Raw genomic sequence first — 16,317 nt, forward strand, 5'->3', positions numbered from 1 at the left:
TGCGTTCGGGCCACGCAGGCCTTGAGGGGCCAGCCCCTCAAACTCCCCGGGATATTGTTCGCCAGAAGAAGCTGGGGCGTGGCTCCTGTGCTTTCACTGTTCCGAAAATACTCTCGCCGAAGGCGTCCGGCCTTGCGGTCGGGCGGCGTCGTTTGAATCTTCTCGACATGTGAATACAGAATGTATACATTGCGTATTCAGAAAGGATTCGCATGGCCCCCGACCGGAAGACCCAGTGCCTCGAAGATCTGCGGATGCGCATCCTGCGGCAGGAGATTGCGCCGGGCGCCGATCTCGACGAGGCGGCGATCTGTGCCGAGTACGGGCTGTCGCGCACGCCCGTCCGGGAGATCTTCCAGCGGCTGGCGGGGGAGGGGTACCTGACGCAGGGCCAGAACCGAGGGCCGAAGGTGGCGTCGATGGACCTTGCCGTGATGCGCATGTTCTTCCAGACCGCGCCGATGATCTATGCCAACGTCGCAAGGCTGGCGGCGGAGAACCGGCGGGCGGACGAGATCGGGCCGCTGCAGGCCACGCAGGAAGAGTTTCGGGCGGCGACCGGGGCGGGGGATGCGGGTCAGGCCGCGCTGCTCAATCACCGGTTTCACCGGCAGATCGGCGAGATGGCGCATAACCCCTATTTGCTGGCCAGTCTCAACCGGATGCTGATCGACCATACGCGGTTGAGCCAGACCTTCTATCGCCCGGCCTCGGAGGACGAGACGGCAAGGGTGCGGGCGGCCATCGACCATCACGACGCGATGATCGCCGCCATCGAGGCGCATGACGCCGACGGCATCGTCGATTTGACCATCGAACACTGGAACCTGTCGCGCGACCGGCTGGAGCGGTTTGTCACCCCTGACCCGCTGCCGCTGGACGTGCTTTCCAAAGAGGACCGCAAGCATGCAGTTTGAAGGGATCTGGACGCCCATCGTGACGCCGCTGAAGGAGGACTTCTCGGTCGACGAGGCGGCGCTGGCCGAAGTGGTGGAGTACCTGATCGCCGGTGGCGTGAACGGGATCATCTCGGCCGGGACCACCGGCGAGTATTACGCCCAGACGTTCGAGGAGCGGGCGCGGCTGGCGAAGATCACGAAGGAGATGATCGGCGGGCGGGTGCCGCTGGTGGTGGGCACCGGCGCGCTGCGCACGGAGGACAGCATCGAGTTTGCCAAGATGGCGAAGGATGTGGGGGCCGAGGCCATTCTTGTCGCCACGCCGCCCTATTCGGTGCCGACGGGGCGGGAGATCGCGCTGCATGCGCTGGCGATCGACCGGGCGGTCGACATGCCGGTGATGCTTTACAACTATCCCGGCCGGATGGGCGTGAACATGGACGAGGACACGCTCGACCGCCTTGGCCGGAGCCCGAATTTCTGCGGGATCAAGGAGAGCAGCGGCGATATCAACCGGTTGCACCTGATCGCGCGGGAGTATCCGCATCTGGGCCTCTTGTGCGGGATGGATGACCAGGCGCTGGAGTTCTTTGCCTGGGGGGCGAGGGGCTGGGTTTGTGCCGGCTCGAATTTCGCACCGCATGCGCATGTGGCGCTCTACAAGGCCTGCGTGCTGGAGGGCGATTTCACCAAGGGCCGCAGGATCATGTCGGCGATGATGCCGCTGATGAGCGTGCTGGAACAGGGCGGCAAGTTCATCCAGTGCATCAAGCACGGGGTCACCATGCGCGGCATCGAGGCCGGGCCGCCCCGCAAGCCGCTGCAACCGCTCAACAAGGACGACAAGCGCGCGCTGGAAGAGGTGATCCGCACGCTCGACACCTCCATCGCCGCGATCACGGGAGAGGGAAAATGACCGGACCTTTCGACACATGTCGCAGCGCGTCCCGGCCCCCGAGCCGGGACCTCCACGCCGAGCAAGAGGTCCCGGGTCAGGCCCGGGACGGGATCAAAGACGGGGTATGCCGCAATGACTGACCTTCTGACCCGCGAGGAATATGCCGCCATCGCAGCCGACCTCGACCTGCCCGCCGCGCCGTTCATCGACGGGAAGTTCCGCAAGGGGAACGGCCCGGTGATGGAGACGGTGAACCCGGCGACGGGCGAGGTGCTGAAGAAAATCTCGACCGCCAATGCCGAGGACGTGGATTTCGCCGTCAGGAAGGCGCGGGAAGCGTTCGACCGGGGCGAGTGGTCGCGCGCGCACCCGTCGGAGCGGAAGGATGTGCTGATCCGGTTCTGCAAGCTGATCACGCGGCGGCGGCACGAGCTGGCGGTGATGGAGAGCCTCGACAGCGGCAAGCCGATCCGCGATTGCGAGACGATCGACGTGCCGGAGACGATCCACACGATCAAATGGCATGGCGAGCTGATCGACAAGATCTATGACCAGACCGCGCCGTCGGGCGATGACGCGATTTCGATGATCGTGCGCGAGCCTTTGGGCGTGGTGGCCGCCGTGCTGCCGTGGAACTTCCCGATGCTGATGATGGCGTGGAAGATCGGGCCGGCGCTGGCGGCGGGGAACTCGGTGATCGTGAAGCCGGCCGAGCAGACCAGCCTGACCGCGCTGCGGCTGGCTGAGGTGGCGCATATGGCGGGCATTCCGCGCGGCGTGCTGCAGGTGTTGCCGGGCGACGGGCCGGGGGTGGGCGAGCCGTTGGGCCTGCACATGGGCGTCGACATGGTGAGCTTTACCGGCTCGACCGAGACCGGCAAGCGGTTCCTGCGCTATGCGGCGGACAGCAACATGAAGAAGGTCACGCTGGAATGCGGCGGCAAGAACCCCGCCGTTGTCCTGGAGGATGCCGAGAACCTCGATCACGTGGCAAGCCACGTGGTGAACGCGGCCTTCTGGAACATGGGCGAGAATTGCTCGGCGACCTCGCGGCTGATCGTGCACAAGGCGGTGAAGGACGCGTTGCTGGAGCGGATCGTGGCGCGGATGCGCGACTGGAAGACGGGCGATCCGCTGGATCCGGCGATGCATCTGGGGGCGCTGATCGATGGCGAGCACTGCAAGAAGGTGTCGAAGTACCTGAAAGGCACGGCGGTCGCGGGCGGTGGCAAGCCCAAGGGGAATTTCGTTGAGCCCACCGTTTACGAGGTGAAGAAGACCGACGCGAAGGCCAAGGAGGAGATCTTCGGGCCGATCCTGTCGGTGATCGAGGTGGCGAGTACGGAGGAGGCGATCCAGCTCGCCAACGATACCGAGTACGGGCTGGCCGCGTCGGTGTTTACCGGGAACGTGCGCAGGGCGATCCGTGCCGCGCGGGAGATCCGGGCGGGCACCGTGACGGTCAATTGCTATGGCGAGGGCGATATTTCCACGCCTTTCGGCGGGTACAAGCAATCAGGCTTCGGCGGGCGGGACAATTCCGTGCATGCCCATGACCAGTTCACCGAGATGAAGACCATCTGGATCGACCTGACCGACCCGAAGGACGGGGACAACGTCGGATGAGCCGGGTCGGGTTTCTGGGCACGGGGCATATCGCCGCCCCGGTGGCGCGGGCGCTGGCCCGCAAGGGGCACGAGGTGACCGTCTCGCGGAGAAGCGAGGCCGTGTCCTCGGCGCTGGCCGAAAGCGGGCTGGGCATCACGGTGGCCGACAATGCCGATGTCGTGGCGCAGAGCGATATCGTTCTGCTGTGCCTGCGCCCGGCGGTCTGGGGCGAGATCGTGCGCGACCTGCCCTTCCGCGCCGATCAGAAGATCCTGTCGGTCATGGCCGGTGTGCCGATGGCCGAGATCGCGGCGGCCTGTGCGCCGGCCCCGGACATTTCGGTGACCATCCCTTACGGGTTCATCGAACACGGCGGCTGTCCCCTGCCGGTGGCGGGCGATCCGGGCGTCGTGCAGGCGCTGTTCGGCGACGACAACCCGGTTCTGCCGCAGGCCGATGAAGGCGCGCTGAACCACCATTTCGCCGCGTCGACAATGGTGGCGGCCGCGTTGGGATTGCTAGAAGGCGGGGCCGACTGGCTGGCCGGTCAGACGGGGAAGCCGGAGGCGGCGGAGATCTACGTTTCCAACCTGGTGACCGGGGTGCTGAACGGCCTGTCGCGTGACCGCGGGGGCGAGCTGCACCAAGAGATGATGGCGCTGGCCACGCCCAACACCCTGAACCTACGGATGGTCGAGGGGCTGGCGGAACAGGGCGCGTTCGACGGCCTGCCTGCCATCCTGACTTCCATCTCCGACAGCATGGACAAAGAAACATGACCGAGATTGCAGAAAAGCCCGCGCGCCGGGGCCGGGGGGCCCGGACCTCCGCCCGCCGCACGCGTGATTTCACGATGTTGCCCGCGCTGAAGCGGGGGATGCCGCTGACCGAGCCGATGGACCGCGAGCAGGTCGAGCGGATCGACGAAGCCTCGATGCATATCCTCGAGAATGTGGGCGTGGTGTTCCGCGACGAGATTGCGCTGGCGGACTGGCGCAAGGCGGGTGCCAAGGTGGATGGCGAGACCGTTTACCTTGACCGCGGGCTGGTGCGGGAGCTGATCCGGACGATCCCGGAGACCTTCACCTATCATGCGCGCAACCCGGCGAATAACCTGCCGTTCGGCAAGGATCACGCGATCTTCGTGCCGATGACCGGCGCGCCCTATCTGCGCGACCTCGATGACGTGCGGCGGAACCCGACGCTGGAGGACCTGGCGAATTTCCACAAGCTGGCGCATATGCTGCCGGCGCTGCACAGCTCGGCGCATCATATCGTGGAGCCCTACGACCACCCGATCAGCCAGCGGCATCTGCGGATCACCTATTCGTCGATGAAGCATTCGGACAAGACGTTCATGGGCATGACGACGAGCCCGAAGAACGCCGAGGACGTGATGGAGATGTGCGCGATCCTGTTCGGGGAGGCGTTCATGGAGGATCATCCGGTCGCGACCGGCAACTGCAACGGCAACTCGCCCCTGGTGTGGGACGAGACGATGCTGGGGGCGATGCGGGCGTTCTGCCGGAAGAACCAGCCGGTGCTGTGCTCTCCCTTCGTGCTGGGCGGGGCGAACACGCCCGCGTCGGTGGCGCCGTCGGTGGCGCAACTCAATGCCGAGGCGCTGTCGGCGCTGGCCTATACGCAGGTGATCCGCAAGGGGTGCCCGGCGATTTACGGGCATTATTTGTCGACCGTCAGCATGAAATCCGGGGCGCCGATGGCGGGGACGCCGGAGATCAGCCTGATGAACATGATGATCGGCCAGATGGCGCGATTCTATGGCGTGCCGTGGCGGTCCTCGACCAACCTCGGCGGGGCCAAGGTGCTGGACGCGCAGTCGGGGTATGAAAGCGCGACCACGCTGATGGCGCTGCAGATGGCGGGCACGAATTACATGTGGCACGCCGCCGGCTGGAACGAGGCGGGGATGCATTGTTCGATGGCCAAGTTCGTGGTGGATGCCGAGCAATGCGCCATGGCCTACCGGATGGCCGAGGGCATCCGCTGGGACGATTTCGACGAGGCGGTTGCGGCTGTCGCCGATATCGGGCCGGGGGGGCATTACCTTGGCCACGCGCACACGCTGGCGAATTTCCAGCGGGCGTTCTTCATGCCCGACCTGTTCGACAACAATGCCTATGAACAATGGGTGGCCGAAGGCGGGGTCGATACCAATATCCGGGCCGTCAACCACGCGCGGGACTTGCTGAAAGCCTATGAAGAGCCGACACTCGACGCGGGCGTCAACGAGGCGCTGCTCGATTACATCGCGCGCCGCGAGAGGGAGATACCGGCCGCCGACGCGCTGAACCAGGAGTACTGATCCATGTCCGCGCTGCCCTATCTCGACCTGACCGATCCGGGGTTTTCCACCCGGGGGCCCGAGGTGATGGCGGCGCGGGAGGCGCATTGGTGTGCCGAGACGCCCTATGGGCTGGCGGTGCTGCGCTACATGGAGGTGGGACGCATCCTGCGCGACCGGCGGTTCCGGCAGGGCAGCCACGCCTGGCCCGACACGGTGGGGATCGAGGGGCGGTTTGCCGATTTCTGGCGGGATTCGGTGATTGGCCGGGAAGGGGACGCGCATCGCAAATTGCGGGCGCTGGCGGTGCCGGCGCTGTCCGAGGATTACGTGCTGGGGCTGAAGCCGGCGTTCGACGAGATCGCGCGGGACCTGTGCGACGGGCTGCGGCAGACGCGGGGCTGCGAGTTCCAGAGCGCGTTCTGCGAGCCGTTTGCCGGGCAGGCCATCACCACGCTGCTGGGCCTGTCGCGGGAACGGTGGCCCGAGGTGGCGCATGATGCGAGCGATCTGGGGCTGGCGATGGGGATCGAGGCGCCGCAGCACCAGGAGCGGTTCAACGCTGCCTGTACGCGGCTGTTCAACCTGGCTGACGAGCTGGTGTCGCGGGTGCGGCGGGGGGGGGATGGCGAGAGCTATGTCGCCCGCATGGTGGCGGAGTTCGACGCCAATGGCGATTGCAGCCACGAGGAGCTGCTGAACACCATCGTGATTTCCATATTCGGCGGGGTCGACACGACGCGGGCGTTGCTGGGGCTGGGCCTTTCGCTGTTCATCGAGCATCCCGAGCAGTGGCAGTTGCTGCGCAACGATCCGTCGCTCATCCCCGCGGCGGTGGACGAGTTCATCCGCGCGCGGCCGACGACGACATGGGCCACGCGCGAGGCGGTGGAGGATGTGGAGATGAACGGGCAGGTGATCGAGAAGGGCACGATCCTGCATCTTTTCGTGCATGCCTCGGCCCGCGATCCGGAATATTGCGCCGACCCGGCCTTCGACATCACCGCCAAGCGGCGGAAGCATTTCGGCTTTGGCGGCGGGGCGCATCATTGCATCGGGCATTTCGTGGCCCGCACCGATACGGCCTGTGCGCTGGATGCGCTGCGGCAGACCTTTGCCACGGTGGAGTATGACGGGGCGCCGGAATGGCTTCCCGACAGCGGCAACACGGGCGCGCGGCGGCTGCCCATCAGGTACGAGGTCGGCTGATGCGGTTCGAGGGGCAGCGGGCGCTGGTGACGGGCGCCGCCGGCGGGATCGGCGCGGCGGTGGTCGAGATGCTGCGGGCCGAGGGGGCGCGCGTGGCGGTGACCGACCGGCAGACGGCGCACCTGGAGGCCGAGGCGTATTTCGACGGCGACCTGTGCGATGGCGCGTTCTGCGATGCCTTGCCGGGGCAGGTGGCGGAGGCGCTGGGCGGCATCGACCTGCTTTGCAACAATGCCGGCGTGATCACCCGGGGGCCGATCACGCAGGTGACGGATGCCGATTACGCGCTGACCATGGCGGTGAATGTGGCGGCACCCTTCCGCCTGTGCCGGGCGGCGATTCCGATCATGGCCGGGCAGGGCGGCGGTGCCATCGTCAACACCGCGTCCTGCTGGGGCTTGCGGCCGGGGCCGAACCATCCGCTTTACGTGATGTCGAAGGCGGCGCTGGCCTCGCTGACGCAATGCCTTGGCCGGGATCATGCGCATGAGGGGATCCGGGTCAACGCGGTGTGTCCGAACGAGGTGAACACGGCCATGCTGCGCAGCGGGTTCGCGGCGCGGGGGTTCGACCTCGACAAGGCGATTGCCGAGCTGAACGCGACCGTGCCGATCGGCCGGATTGCCGAGCCGGAGGAGATTGCCGACGTGATCCTGTTTTTGGCCTCGGATGCGGCGCGGTACATGACCGGGGCGCTATTGGAAGTGCATGGAGGCAAGCCCGTCATATGACACGGTTCGCGGGAAAGGTGGCGCTGGTGACCGGCGCGTCCTCGGGCATGGGGGCGGCGACGGCGGACCTTCTGGCCGAGGGCGGCGCGCGGGTGTTCACGGCGCAGCGCGGCGGGACGGCGCATGAGCGCATCGGGGCGGATTTTTCCGACCGGGCGACGCCCGCGCGGGTGGTGGAGCATGTGCGGCAGGCGGCGGGGCGGCTCGATATCCTTGTGAACAACGCGGGCATGATGCGCGAGGGGACGGTGGAAGAGACCAGCGAGGAAGACTGGGACGCGCAGCTTCATCTGAACCTGACCATTCCGTTCCTGATGATCCGTTCCGCGATGCCGCTTCTGAAGGAAGCGCGGGGCGCCATCGTCAATACCGGGTCGATCGAGGGGTTGGGCAACAACCCCCGGCACCCGGCCTATGGCGCGTCGAAGGCCGGGTTGCACGGGCTGACCCGGGCAGTGGCGGTGGACGCGGGCCAGCACGGGGTGCGCTGCAATGCCGTGGCGCCGGGCTGGATCGACACGCCGCTGAACGAGGCGTTCATCGAGAGCCTTGGCGACCCGGCGGCGTTCCGCAAGGGGATCGGGCGCATCCACCCGTTGCGCCGCACCGGTGCGCCAGAGGAGGTGGCGCGGCTGATCTGCTGGCTGGCCTCGGACGAGGCGAGTTTCGTGACCGGGCAGGTCTATACCATCGACGGCGGTCGGACCGCCCAGTTGAGCCTGCCATGAAGGTGACGCGCCTGCCTGTCGATCCCGGCCTGTCCGGGTGGAACGAGATCCTGCCCGCGCCGGAGGCTGCGGAGGTGCTGGAGGAGCGGACGACGGCGGACTTCCTTGTCATCGGCGGGGGCTATGCCGGGCTGGCGGCGACGCGGCGGCTTTCGCAGTTGCACCCCGACGCGCGGATCGTGCTGCTGGAGGCGCGGCGGATCGGCGAGGGGCCGGCGGGGCGGAATTCAGGCTTCATGATCGACCTGCCGCATGACCTTGCCTCCGACGATTATGGCGGGGCGGTGGAGGCCGATAAGGCGCAGACCCGCGCCAACCGGGCGGGGATAGACTTTGCCGGGGAGATGGCCGAGGCGTTCGGGCTGGGCGAGGAGGCCTTCGCGCGGCCGGGCAAGATCAACGCGGCGGCGAGCGACAAGGGGCACCGGCACAACCTCGATTACGCGAAGCACCTGACGGCGATGGGCGAGGCGCACGAGATGCTGGATGCCGCGCAGATGCGCGAGCTGACCGGCAGCGCGTATTACCGGAGCGGGCTGTTCACGCCCGGCGCGGCGATGATCCAGCCGGCGCTCTTCGTGCGGGGGGTGGCACGGGGGTTGCGGTCGAACCGGGTGCGGATCTTCGAGAACTCGCCGGTGACGGAGCTGAAGCGCGAGGGCGCGTGGAATGCCGTGACACCGAAGGGCCGGGTGGTGGCGCCGAAGGTGATTTTGGCGGTGAACGGGCATGCCAACAGTTTCGGGTATTTCAAGCGGCAGTTGCTGCATGTCTTCACCTATGCCTCGATGACGCGGGCGCTGAGCGCGGAGGAAGTGCGGACGCTGGGCGGTACCCCGCGCTGGGGGGTGACGCCGGCCGATCCGATGGGCACCACGGTGCGGCGGATTTCGGGCACCGGGGGCGACCGGCTGGTGATCCGCAACCGGTTCACCTGTGACCCCTCGATGGAAGTGAGCGCCGCGCGGATCGCGCGGGTCGGGCGGGATCATGACAGGGCCTTCGCGGCGCGGTTCCCTACGCTGAAGGGCGTCGGGATGGAGTATCGCTGGGGCGGGCGGCTGTGCCTGAGCTGGAACAGCGTACCGGCGACCGGCGAGGTCGAGACCGGGCTTTATTCGGCGTGCTGCCAGAACGGGCTGGGCACGGCGAAGGGCACGATGCTGGGGATGGTGACGGCCGACCTGGCGGCGGGTCACCGGACGGAGCTGCTGGCCGAGGTGCTGGCGCTCGATCCGCCGAAGCGGCTGCCGCCGGGGCCGGTGACGTATCTCGGGGCCAACGCGGTGATCCGGTGGGGCGAGATGAAGGCGGGGCGGGAGATGTAAGCCTTACTGCCGGGCGAGGTCTTTCAGGATCGGGCAGTCGGGGCGGTTGTCGCCGGCGCAGCAGCGGACCAGTTCGTTGAGCGTGTCGCGCATGGCCTGAAGCTGGGCGATCTTGTCCTCGATCTGGTGGAGGTGTTCGGTGGCCACGCGCTTGACGTCGGCGCTGGCGCGGTCGTCATCCTCGTAGAGCGCCAGAAGGGTGCGGCAATCCTCGATGGAGAACCCCAGCGCGCGGGCGCGGCCGAGGAAGGCCAGCTTGTGCGCGTCGGTGTCGCGGAAGACGCGGTAGCCGTTGGTGTCGCGCGCCGGGCGGACGAGGCCGATATCCTCGTAATAGCGGATGGTCTTGGCCGGCAGGCCGGTGCGTTCCGATACGTCGCCTATGTTCATCGCGCTCTCCGTCATTCTGCCGCGGCCGGGTGGAGGACCGGCGCGGGCTTGGTCGCTTGTTCCGTCACGCCCCGGCCCACGCGGCGCAGGCGCAGGGCGTTGGTGACCACGAAGACCGAGCTGAGCGCCATGGCGCCGGCGGCCAGCATCGGCGACAGCAGCGTGCCGGTCAGCGGGTAGAGCACGCCCGCCGCCACCGGGATCAGCGCGGCGTTGTAGGCGAAGGCCCAGAACAGGTTCTGCCGGATGTTGCGCATGGTGCGGTGCGACAGGTGGCGGGCGGTGGCGACGCCGGTCAGGTCGCCCGACATCAGCACCACGTCGGCGGATTCGATGGCGACATCGGTGCCGGTGCCCACGGCGATGCCGATATCGGCCTCGGCCAGGGCGGGGGCGTCGTTGGTGCCGTCGCCGACGAAGGCCACGGCGCCGTGGGTGTCGCGCAGGGCCTGCACCGTGCGGCGCTTGTCGGCGGGCAGGACGCCGGCCTCGACATGGTCGATACCCAGGTCGGCGGCGATGGCGTGGGCGGTGGCCGGGGTGTCACCGGTGATCATGGCGATCTGCAAGCCGTCTCGCCGCAGCGCATCGAGCGCGGCGCGGGTGGTGGGCTTGACCCGGTCGGCGACGGCGATGAGGCCGGCGAGGCGGCCGTCGAGGGCGATGAAGACGGGGCTTTGGCCGTTGTTCGATATATCCTCGGCGGTTTCGTTCAGCGTGTCGAGCGCGATGCCTTCGCGCTCCATCAGCCGCGCCGTGCCGATCAGCAGGTCATGCCCGTCGACCCGTGCCGAGAGCCCGTGGCCGCCGATGGCGCGCATCTCGGTGGCCTGTGGCAGGGTCAGGCCGCGCTCGCTGGCGGCCTCGGTGATGGCGCGGGCGATGGGGTGTTCGGACTGCGCCTCGGCCGCCGCGACGAGGCGGAGCACGGTGTTCTCGTCCTGCCCCGCGACCGTTTCCAGCCGGGTCAGGCGGGGCCGCCCCTCTGTCAGGGTGCCGGTCTTGTCGAAGGCCACCACGCGCGCCTCGTCGAGCCGTTGGAGGGCGTCGCCCTTGCGGAAGAGCACGCCCAGTTCGGCGGCACGGCCCGTGCCGACCATGATCGAGGTGGGCGTCGCGAGGCCCATGGCGCAGGGGCAGGCGATGATCAGCACCGAGACACCCGCGACCAGCGCGAGGCCAAGGGCCGGGCTGGGGCCGACGGCCAGCCACATCAGCACCGTCAGCACGGCAATGGCGATGACCACGGGCACGAAGACGGCGACCACGCGGTCGGCGAGCGACTGGATGGGAAGGCGGGTGCCCTGGGCCCGCTGCACCTCGGCCACGATCTGCGAGAGCATGGTGTCGCGGCCCACATGCGTGGCGCGGAAGGTGAGGGCGCTGTCGCCGTTGACCGTGCCGCCGATCACCCGGTCGCCGGGGGATTTGGCGACCGGGACGGGCTCGCCCGAGATCATGCTTTCGTCGATATAGGAGGTGCCCTTGGTGACCTCGCCATCGACGGCGATCTTCTCGCCGGGGCGGACGAGGAGGATGTCGCCGGGCTGGACGGTTTCGAGGGGGATATCCTCGTAGCCGCCGTTCCGTTCGACCCGGGCGGTCTTGGGCTGGAGGCCCACCAGCTTGCGGATCGCGGCGCCGGCCTGCCCGCGGGCGCGGGCCTCGAGCCAGCGGCCGAGGAGGATCAGCGTCACGATCACCGCCGCGGCCTCGAAATAGACGGCACGGGTGCCGTCGGGGAGGAGCGACGGGGCGAAGAGGGCGACGGTGGAGAAGGCCCAGGCGGCGGAGGCGCCGAGGGCCACGAGCGAGTTCATCTCGGGCGCGCCGCGCAGGAGGGCGGGCACGCCCTTGAGGAAGAATTCGCGGCCGGGCCAGAGGAGCACGATGGTTGCCAGCACGAATTGCAGGAGCCACGAGGTCTGTTGGCCGATGGTCTGGTGCACGAAATGGTGGAAGGCGGGGACGAGGTGGCCGCCCATCTCGACGATGAAGACCGGCAGGGTGAGCGCGCCAGCGATCAGCGTGCGGCGGAGGGCCGGGGTGGCCTCGTCGGCCGGCCCGTCGGGGCGCGGGGTGTCGTCGGCGGGGACGGTCGGGTAGCCCGCATCGGTGCCGGCGCGGGCGAGGTCCTGTGGCGTGGCGGCGCCGGTGAGGATCTGAACGGTCGCGGTGCCGGCGGCAAAGTTCACGGCGGCATCGACCACGCCGGGCCGGGTGGCGAGGGCCTTCTCGACGCGCGAGGCGCAGGAGGCGCAGGTCATCTCCGACACTTCGAGCGTGACCATGTCGGTGCGGGCCGGGTAACCGGCCCGGTCGAGCGCGGCGACAATGGCGGGTTCGGTGCCGGGGGCGGCGGTGACCTCGGCCACGCGGGTGGCGAAGTTCACCTGCGCCTGCGAGACGCCGGGGACGGAGGAGATCGCCCGCTCCGCCCGCCCGGCACAGCCGGCGCAGGACATGTCGTCGATCTCGATTCGGAAGGGGCGGGTCTGGGTCATATGCCCCAGATAAGGATTCCAGTCACTGGAGGGTCAAGGGCGATGGCGAAGAAATCGTCATCGGCGCGTCAGCAACGGCGCGATCAGGTCGGCGATGCGGGCCGAGCCCTTCTGCGAGGGGTGGGTCTTGTCCGACGCGAAGAGGGTCAGGTCGTCGGGGCGGAAGACGTCGTCCATGTCGGCGAGGGTGACGCCGGGGTCGCGGGCGGCCATCCGGCCAAGGCGCGATTCCAGCACCTTGTAGCGGGGCTCGCAGGCCGTGCCTGCGTATCTCGGCGAGGTGTAGTAGTCGGCCCAGATCACCCGCGACCCGCGCCGCCGCAGATCGGCGACCAGCGCGGGGATCGCGCCGCTCGTGCCGTCCTCGGAAATCAGCCGGTCGAGAATGGCGCTGCACCGGCCGCACTCACAGCTGGTCAGGTCGTTGGCCCCGCCGTTCAGGACGACGTGGCTGACGGTGATGCCTTGAAGCTGGGTGGGGATGTTGAGAGGGCCGGCGCCGCCCGTCACCCTGGCCAGCGGGAGCGAGACATCGCCCACCGGTTCGCCGAGCCGCGCCTGAAGCTGGTCGGCGACGGAGGCACCGGCGGAGCGGTTCCAGGCCATGACGGAATCGCCGGCGACGACGATGCGGGCCTGATCGGGAACGCCGCGGCCGCAGGCGGCGAGGAAGAGGAGGGAAAGGAGAAGCAGGTGTTTCATTCAAGGGGAAGTGATCCGTTCGGGGGTGGGATCAAGGTGGGGCGGCGGAGTTTTGCGAGTGGCGGTAATATGAGATCTTCGCGCCCCGGGCCTGACCCGGGGCCCCGTGGCATGGAAGCAGAGGCCCCGGGTCAAGCCCGGGGCGGGCGGGGCCAAGCGTGTTCGCGCAGGTCTTGGTGCTTCGCGGGTGGGCAACTGGCCTGTTGGTGTTTCCCCGCCCATTTTCTGTCGCAGCCTGATGTTTGGGCCTGACCGTTAAGGAGCTTCCCATGCCCGATACCTCAAACCATGTCATCCTGTCCGGCTGCTCCGGTGGCGGGAAATCCACGTTGCTCGACGAGCTGGCGCGGCGGGGGATTGCGACCGTGCCGGAGCCGGGCCGGCGCATCGTGGCCGAGGAGAGCCGGGGCGAGGGCCGGGCGTTGCCGTGGGTGGACATGGCGGCATTTGCCCGGCGGGCGGTGGCCCTTGCGGGGGAGGATCGGGCGACGGTGGCGGGGCGTCAGGGCTGGGTGGTCTTCGACCGCGGCCTGATCGACGCGGCGGTGGCGCTGGAGCATGCGGCGGGGGGGCCGGTGGCGGAGACGCTGGGCGATGTGCCCCGCTTTCATCGCGAGGTGTTCCTGACGCCGCCGTGGCCGGAGATATTCGCCGCCGATGCCGAGCGGCGGCATGGCATGGCGGAGGCGGAAGCAGAGTATCGAAGGTTGCTCGCCGCCTTCGAGGCGCTGGGCTACGAGGCCATCATCCTGCCGAAAACCGGCGTGCGGGCGCGCGCCGATTTTCTTCTGTCGCGGCTTGGCTGACGGATCACTCCGCCGCGCAGGCGCCGGGGTTGTTGGGATGCATCGTCCAGTTGGCGTAGTCCTCCTCGACCACCTTGCCGGTGCGCTGGTCGACCTCGCCGGGGGCAAGCCGTTCCATGGTGATGCAATGCTCGACCGGGCAGACATTGACGCAGAGGTTGCAGGCGACGCATTCCGCGTCGATCACCTCAAAGACGCGGTCTTCGGACATCGAGATGGCCTGGTGGCTGGTATCCTCGCAGGCCGCAAAGCAGCGGCCGCACTTGATGCAGGCGTCCTGGTCGATGCGGGCCTTGGTGACGTAGTTGAGGTTGAGGTGCTGCCAGTCGGAGAGGTTCGGCACGGCGCGGCCCACCAGTTCGTCGACCGAGGTGAAGCCCTTCTCGTCCATGTAATGCGAGAGGCCCGAGATCATCTCCTGCACGATCTTGAAGCCGTAGGTCATCGCGGCGGTACAGACCTGCACGTTGCCGGCGCCGAGCGCCATGAACTCGGCCGCGTCCTTCCATGTGGTCACGCCGCCGATGCCCGAGATGGGCAGGCCCTGCAATTCGGGCGTGCGGGCGATCTCGGCCACCATGTTGAGCGCGATGGGTTTCACCGCCGGGCCGCAATAGCCGCCATGGGCGCCCTTGCCGTCGATGGTGGGCTCGGGGGCGAAGATGTCGAGGTCGACCCCGGTGATCGAGTTGATCGTGTTGATCAGCGACACCGCGTCGGCGCCGCCATCCTTGGCCGCCTGCGCGGGCTTGCGGATATCGGTGATGTTTGGCGTCAGCTTGACGATCACCGGCAGGTCGGTGTGCTTCTTGCACCATTCGGCGACCTGCTGGACGTATTCGGGCACCTGGCCCACGGCGGAACCCATGCCGCGCTCGCTCATCCCGTGGGGGCAGCCGAAGTTCAGCTCGACCCCGTCACAGCCGGTGGCCGCCACCTTCTCGAGGATGGCCTTCCAGCTCTCCTCCTCTACCGGGACCATCAGCGAGGCGATGATCGCGTGGTCGGGGTAATCCTTCTTGACCCGCGCCATTTCGTCGAGGTTGGTCTGGAGCGGGCGATCGGTGATGAGTTCGATGTTGTTGAGCCCCAGAAGCCGCCGGTCGGCGCCCCAGATGGCGCCGTAGCGCGGGCCGTTCACGTTGACGATGGGCGGGCCTTCCTCGCCCAGCGTCTTCCAGACCACGCCGCCCCAGCCGGCCTCGAAGGCGCGTCGGACGTTGTATTCCTTGTCCGTCGGCGGGGCCGAGGCCAGCCAGAACGGGTTGGGGGATTTGATCCCGATGAAGTTGGATGTCAGATCGGCCATTGTGTCTGGTCCTTTCCCTGTTGCCTGCACGCCCTAGTTCGGCGCGCGGAAGATCATTTCGACCGGGGCGATGTCGCCGGCGGATATGTGGGTGACGTAGTTCTGCAGCTTTTCCTTCGCGGTGGTCCCCATCAGCAGGTGGATGCCCAGGGGCGGTGCGCCGCCGGCCTTTTCCATGCGCGCGAAGGCCCGGTTGAAGAAGTCGAGCGCGAAGTCGAGGCGGTTGCGCTCCTCGAGCTGGCCGAGGCCGGCGTTCTCGGCGGCCTCGCGGTACATCTCGGGCGGGTCGACGAAGGAGTACCCGGAGGTTTCGGCCCACGGAAAGGGGAAGTTCAGCGGCGCATCGGAGAGCCGCATCACGTCGAAGAGGGCGAAGGTGCCGCCGGGGGCGAGCACGCGGGCGACCTCGGCGAAAAGGCTTTTCTTGTCGTCGATATTCATGCCGACATGGAACATCAGGACGACATCGAAGGCCTTGTCGGTCACCGGCAGGTCGAGCGCGCTGCCGGTCTTGAAGGTGGTGAGGGTGTCGAGACCGACCAGCTTGCTCAGCGTCTTGGCCGCGGTGATGTAATCCGGCGTCAGGTCGACGCCGGTGACGTGGCAGCCCGCCCGCGCCGCGACATGGCGGGCGGTGCCGCCGATGCCGCAGCCGATGTCGAGCACGCGGGTGTCCTTCGTGATGTCGAGCTGGTTCAGCAGCGCGTCGGTCGCCTCCTGCCCGCCGGTGTGGAACTCGTCCACCGGCTTGAGGTCTTCCGGCCTTGGCGCGTCGGGATCGGCGCCGGCGCGTTCCAGCGCCTTCCTGATCGTGTCGACGATCCGGTCGACCGCGTAGTGATCGGCCACACGGGTTTCGAGGCTCTCCATCGCGGTATCCCTTTCGCGGGTCATGACCAT

At 68.0% G+C, this 16,317-nt stretch carries 15 protein-coding genes; 10 read left to right on the forward strand and 5 right to left on the reverse strand.

Annotation, left to right across the window (positions count from 1 at the left end; all coding sequences use genetic code 11):
• Positions 1–212 precede the first annotated feature (212 nt).
• The 9 genes from RLN94_RS12290 (at position 213) to RLN94_RS12330 (ending at position 9,706) form a co-directional block, all read left to right on the forward strand.
• The gene (locus RLN94_RS12290; protein ID WP_350128622.1) at positions 213–917 is read left to right on the forward strand and encodes a GntR family transcriptional regulator; all 705 of its coding nucleotides are present in this window, start codon (positions 213–215) and stop codon (positions 915–917) included.
• Complete coding sequence (dapA, locus tag RLN94_RS12295) at positions 907–1,815, forward strand: 4-hydroxy-tetrahydrodipicolinate synthase (RefSeq protein WP_350128625.1); 909 nt, start codon at positions 907–909, stop codon at positions 1,813–1,815. Before RLN94_RS12290 ends, dapA begins: the two co-directional genes overlap by 11 nt.
• Positions 1,816–1,929: 114 nt before the next feature.
• Positions 1,930–3,423 (forward strand): aldehyde dehydrogenase, encoded by a 1,494-nt coding sequence (locus RLN94_RS12300; RefSeq protein WP_350128628.1) that lies wholly within the window; start codon positions 1,930–1,932, stop codon positions 3,421–3,423.
• Positions 3,420–4,184: an NAD(P)-binding domain-containing protein gene (locus tag RLN94_RS12305; RefSeq protein ID WP_350128631.1), complete on the forward strand. Its 765-nt coding sequence runs from the start codon at positions 3,420–3,422 to the stop codon at positions 4,182–4,184. Before RLN94_RS12300 ends, RLN94_RS12305 begins: the two co-directional genes overlap by 4 nt.
• Positions 4,181–5,731 carry a trimethylamine methyltransferase family protein gene (locus tag RLN94_RS12310; RefSeq protein ID WP_350128634.1) on the forward strand — a complete coding sequence of 517 codons (1,551 nt, stop codon included), beginning with the start codon at positions 4,181–4,183 and terminating at the stop codon, positions 5,729–5,731. The genes RLN94_RS12305 and RLN94_RS12310 overlap by 4 nt, the downstream gene beginning before the upstream one ends.
• Before the next feature lie 3 nt (positions 5,732–5,734).
• Positions 5,735–6,919, forward strand: coding sequence for a cytochrome P450 (locus tag RLN94_RS12315; protein ID WP_350128637.1), 1,185 nt, complete (start codon positions 5,735–5,737; stop codon positions 6,917–6,919).
• Positions 6,919–7,650, forward strand: a complete 732-nt coding sequence (locus tag RLN94_RS12320) for an SDR family NAD(P)-dependent oxidoreductase (protein ID WP_350128640.1) — start codon at positions 6,919–6,921, stop codon at positions 7,648–7,650. Before RLN94_RS12315 ends, RLN94_RS12320 begins: the two co-directional genes overlap by 1 nt.
• Entirely contained in the window at positions 7,647–8,378 is a 732-nt protein-coding gene (locus tag RLN94_RS12325; RefSeq protein ID WP_350128643.1) for an SDR family NAD(P)-dependent oxidoreductase, read from the forward strand. Before RLN94_RS12320 ends, RLN94_RS12325 begins: the two co-directional genes overlap by 4 nt.
• Positions 8,375–9,706 carry an NAD(P)/FAD-dependent oxidoreductase gene (locus RLN94_RS12330; protein ID WP_350128646.1) on the forward strand — a complete coding sequence of 444 codons (1,332 nt, stop codon included), beginning with the start codon at positions 8,375–8,377 and terminating at the stop codon, positions 9,704–9,706. Before RLN94_RS12325 ends, RLN94_RS12330 begins: the two co-directional genes overlap by 4 nt.
• Before the next feature lie 3 nt (positions 9,707–9,709).
• Here RLN94_RS12330 and cueR read toward each other — a convergent pair whose 3' ends face one another.
• The 3 genes from cueR to RLN94_RS12345 are packed head-to-tail and all read right to left on the reverse strand — an operon-like array spanning position 9,710 to position 13,302.
• The gene (gene cueR, locus RLN94_RS12335; RefSeq protein ID WP_350128649.1) at positions 9,710–10,096 is read right to left on the reverse strand and encodes a Cu(I)-responsive transcriptional regulator; all 387 of its coding nucleotides are present in this window, start codon (positions 10,094–10,096) and stop codon (positions 9,710–9,712) included.
• Between the two features lie 11 nt (positions 10,097–10,107).
• On the reverse strand, positions 10,108–12,600 hold the full coding sequence (locus tag RLN94_RS12340; protein ID WP_350128652.1) for a heavy metal translocating P-type ATPase: 2,493 nt from the start codon (positions 12,598–12,600) through the stop codon (positions 10,108–10,110).
• Between the two features lie 57 nt (positions 12,601–12,657).
• Complete coding sequence (locus RLN94_RS12345; RefSeq protein ID WP_350128655.1) at positions 12,658–13,302, reverse strand: SGNH/GDSL hydrolase family protein; 645 nt, start codon at positions 13,300–13,302, stop codon at positions 12,658–12,660.
• Between the two features lie 269 nt (positions 13,303–13,571).
• Here RLN94_RS12345 and RLN94_RS12350 point away from each other — a divergent pair, with 269 nt between their 5' ends.
• Entirely contained in the window at positions 13,572–14,108 is a 537-nt protein-coding gene (locus RLN94_RS12350) for an AAA family ATPase (RefSeq protein ID WP_350128658.1), read from the forward strand.
• A gap of 4 nt (positions 14,109–14,112) precedes the next feature.
• On the opposite strand, the gene preA is transcribed toward RLN94_RS12350, so the two are convergent.
• Together preA and RLN94_RS12360 are read right to left on the reverse strand one after the other, a co-directional pair.
• Positions 14,113–15,417, reverse strand: coding sequence for an NAD-dependent dihydropyrimidine dehydrogenase subunit PreA (preA, locus tag RLN94_RS12355; RefSeq protein ID WP_350128661.1), 1,305 nt, complete (start codon positions 15,415–15,417; stop codon positions 14,113–14,115).
• 33 nt (positions 15,418–15,450) lie between these two features.
• Entirely contained in the window at positions 15,451–16,311 is an 861-nt protein-coding gene (locus RLN94_RS12360; protein WP_350128664.1) for a class I SAM-dependent methyltransferase, read from the reverse strand.
• Positions 16,312–16,317 lie beyond the last annotated feature (6 nt).

It is taken from the genome of Roseovarius sp. (genome assembly GCF_040223625.1).
Taxonomy (GTDB): Bacteria; Pseudomonadota; Alphaproteobacteria; order Rhodobacterales; family Rhodobacteraceae; genus Roseovarius.

What these genes read in the sequence shown, in the direction of transcription:
- preA (WP_350128661.1), bottom strand. Translation starts at nt 15,417, where the DNA reads ATGGCCGATCTGACATCCAACTTCATCGGGATCAAATCCCCCAACCCG.
- RLN94_RS12315 (WP_350128637.1), top strand. Translation starts at nt 5,735, where the DNA reads ATGTCCGCGCTGCCCTATCTCGACCTGACCGATCCGGGGTTTTCCACC.
- RLN94_RS12290 (WP_350128622.1), top strand. Translation starts at nt 213, where the DNA reads ATGGCCCCCGACCGGAAGACCCAGTGCCTCGAAGATCTGCGGATGCGC.
- dapA (WP_350128625.1), top strand. Translation starts at nt 907, where the DNA reads ATGCAGTTTGAAGGGATCTGGACGCCCATCGTGACGCCGCTGAAGGAG.
- RLN94_RS12360 (WP_350128664.1), bottom strand. Translation starts at nt 16,311, where the DNA reads ATGACCCGCGAAAGGGATACCGCGATGGAGAGCCTCGAAACCCGTGTG.
- RLN94_RS12330 (WP_350128646.1), top strand. Translation starts at nt 8,375, where the DNA reads ATGAAGGTGACGCGCCTGCCTGTCGATCCCGGCCTGTCCGGGTGGAAC.
- RLN94_RS12350 (WP_350128658.1), top strand. Translation starts at nt 13,572, where the DNA reads ATGCCCGATACCTCAAACCATGTCATCCTGTCCGGCTGCTCCGGTGGC.
- RLN94_RS12320 (WP_350128640.1), top strand. Translation starts at nt 6,919, where the DNA reads ATGCGGTTCGAGGGGCAGCGGGCGCTGGTGACGGGCGCCGCCGGCGGG.
- cueR (WP_350128649.1), bottom strand. Translation starts at nt 10,096, where the DNA reads ATGAACATAGGCGACGTATCGGAACGCACCGGCCTGCCGGCCAAGACC.
- RLN94_RS12305 (WP_350128631.1), top strand. Translation starts at nt 3,420, where the DNA reads ATGAGCCGGGTCGGGTTTCTGGGCACGGGGCATATCGCCGCCCCGGTG.
- RLN94_RS12345 (WP_350128655.1), bottom strand. Translation starts at nt 13,302, where the DNA reads ATGAAACACCTGCTTCTCCTTTCCCTCCTCTTCCTCGCCGCCTGCGGC.
- RLN94_RS12310 (WP_350128634.1), top strand. Translation starts at nt 4,181, where the DNA reads ATGACCGAGATTGCAGAAAAGCCCGCGCGCCGGGGCCGGGGGGCCCGG.
- RLN94_RS12325 (WP_350128643.1), top strand. Translation starts at nt 7,647, where the DNA reads ATGACACGGTTCGCGGGAAAGGTGGCGCTGGTGACCGGCGCGTCCTCG.
- RLN94_RS12340 (WP_350128652.1), bottom strand. Translation starts at nt 12,600, where the DNA reads ATGACCCAGACCCGCCCCTTCCGAATCGAGATCGACGACATGTCCTGC.
- RLN94_RS12300 (WP_350128628.1), top strand. Translation starts at nt 1,930, where the DNA reads ATGACTGACCTTCTGACCCGCGAGGAATATGCCGCCATCGCAGCCGAC.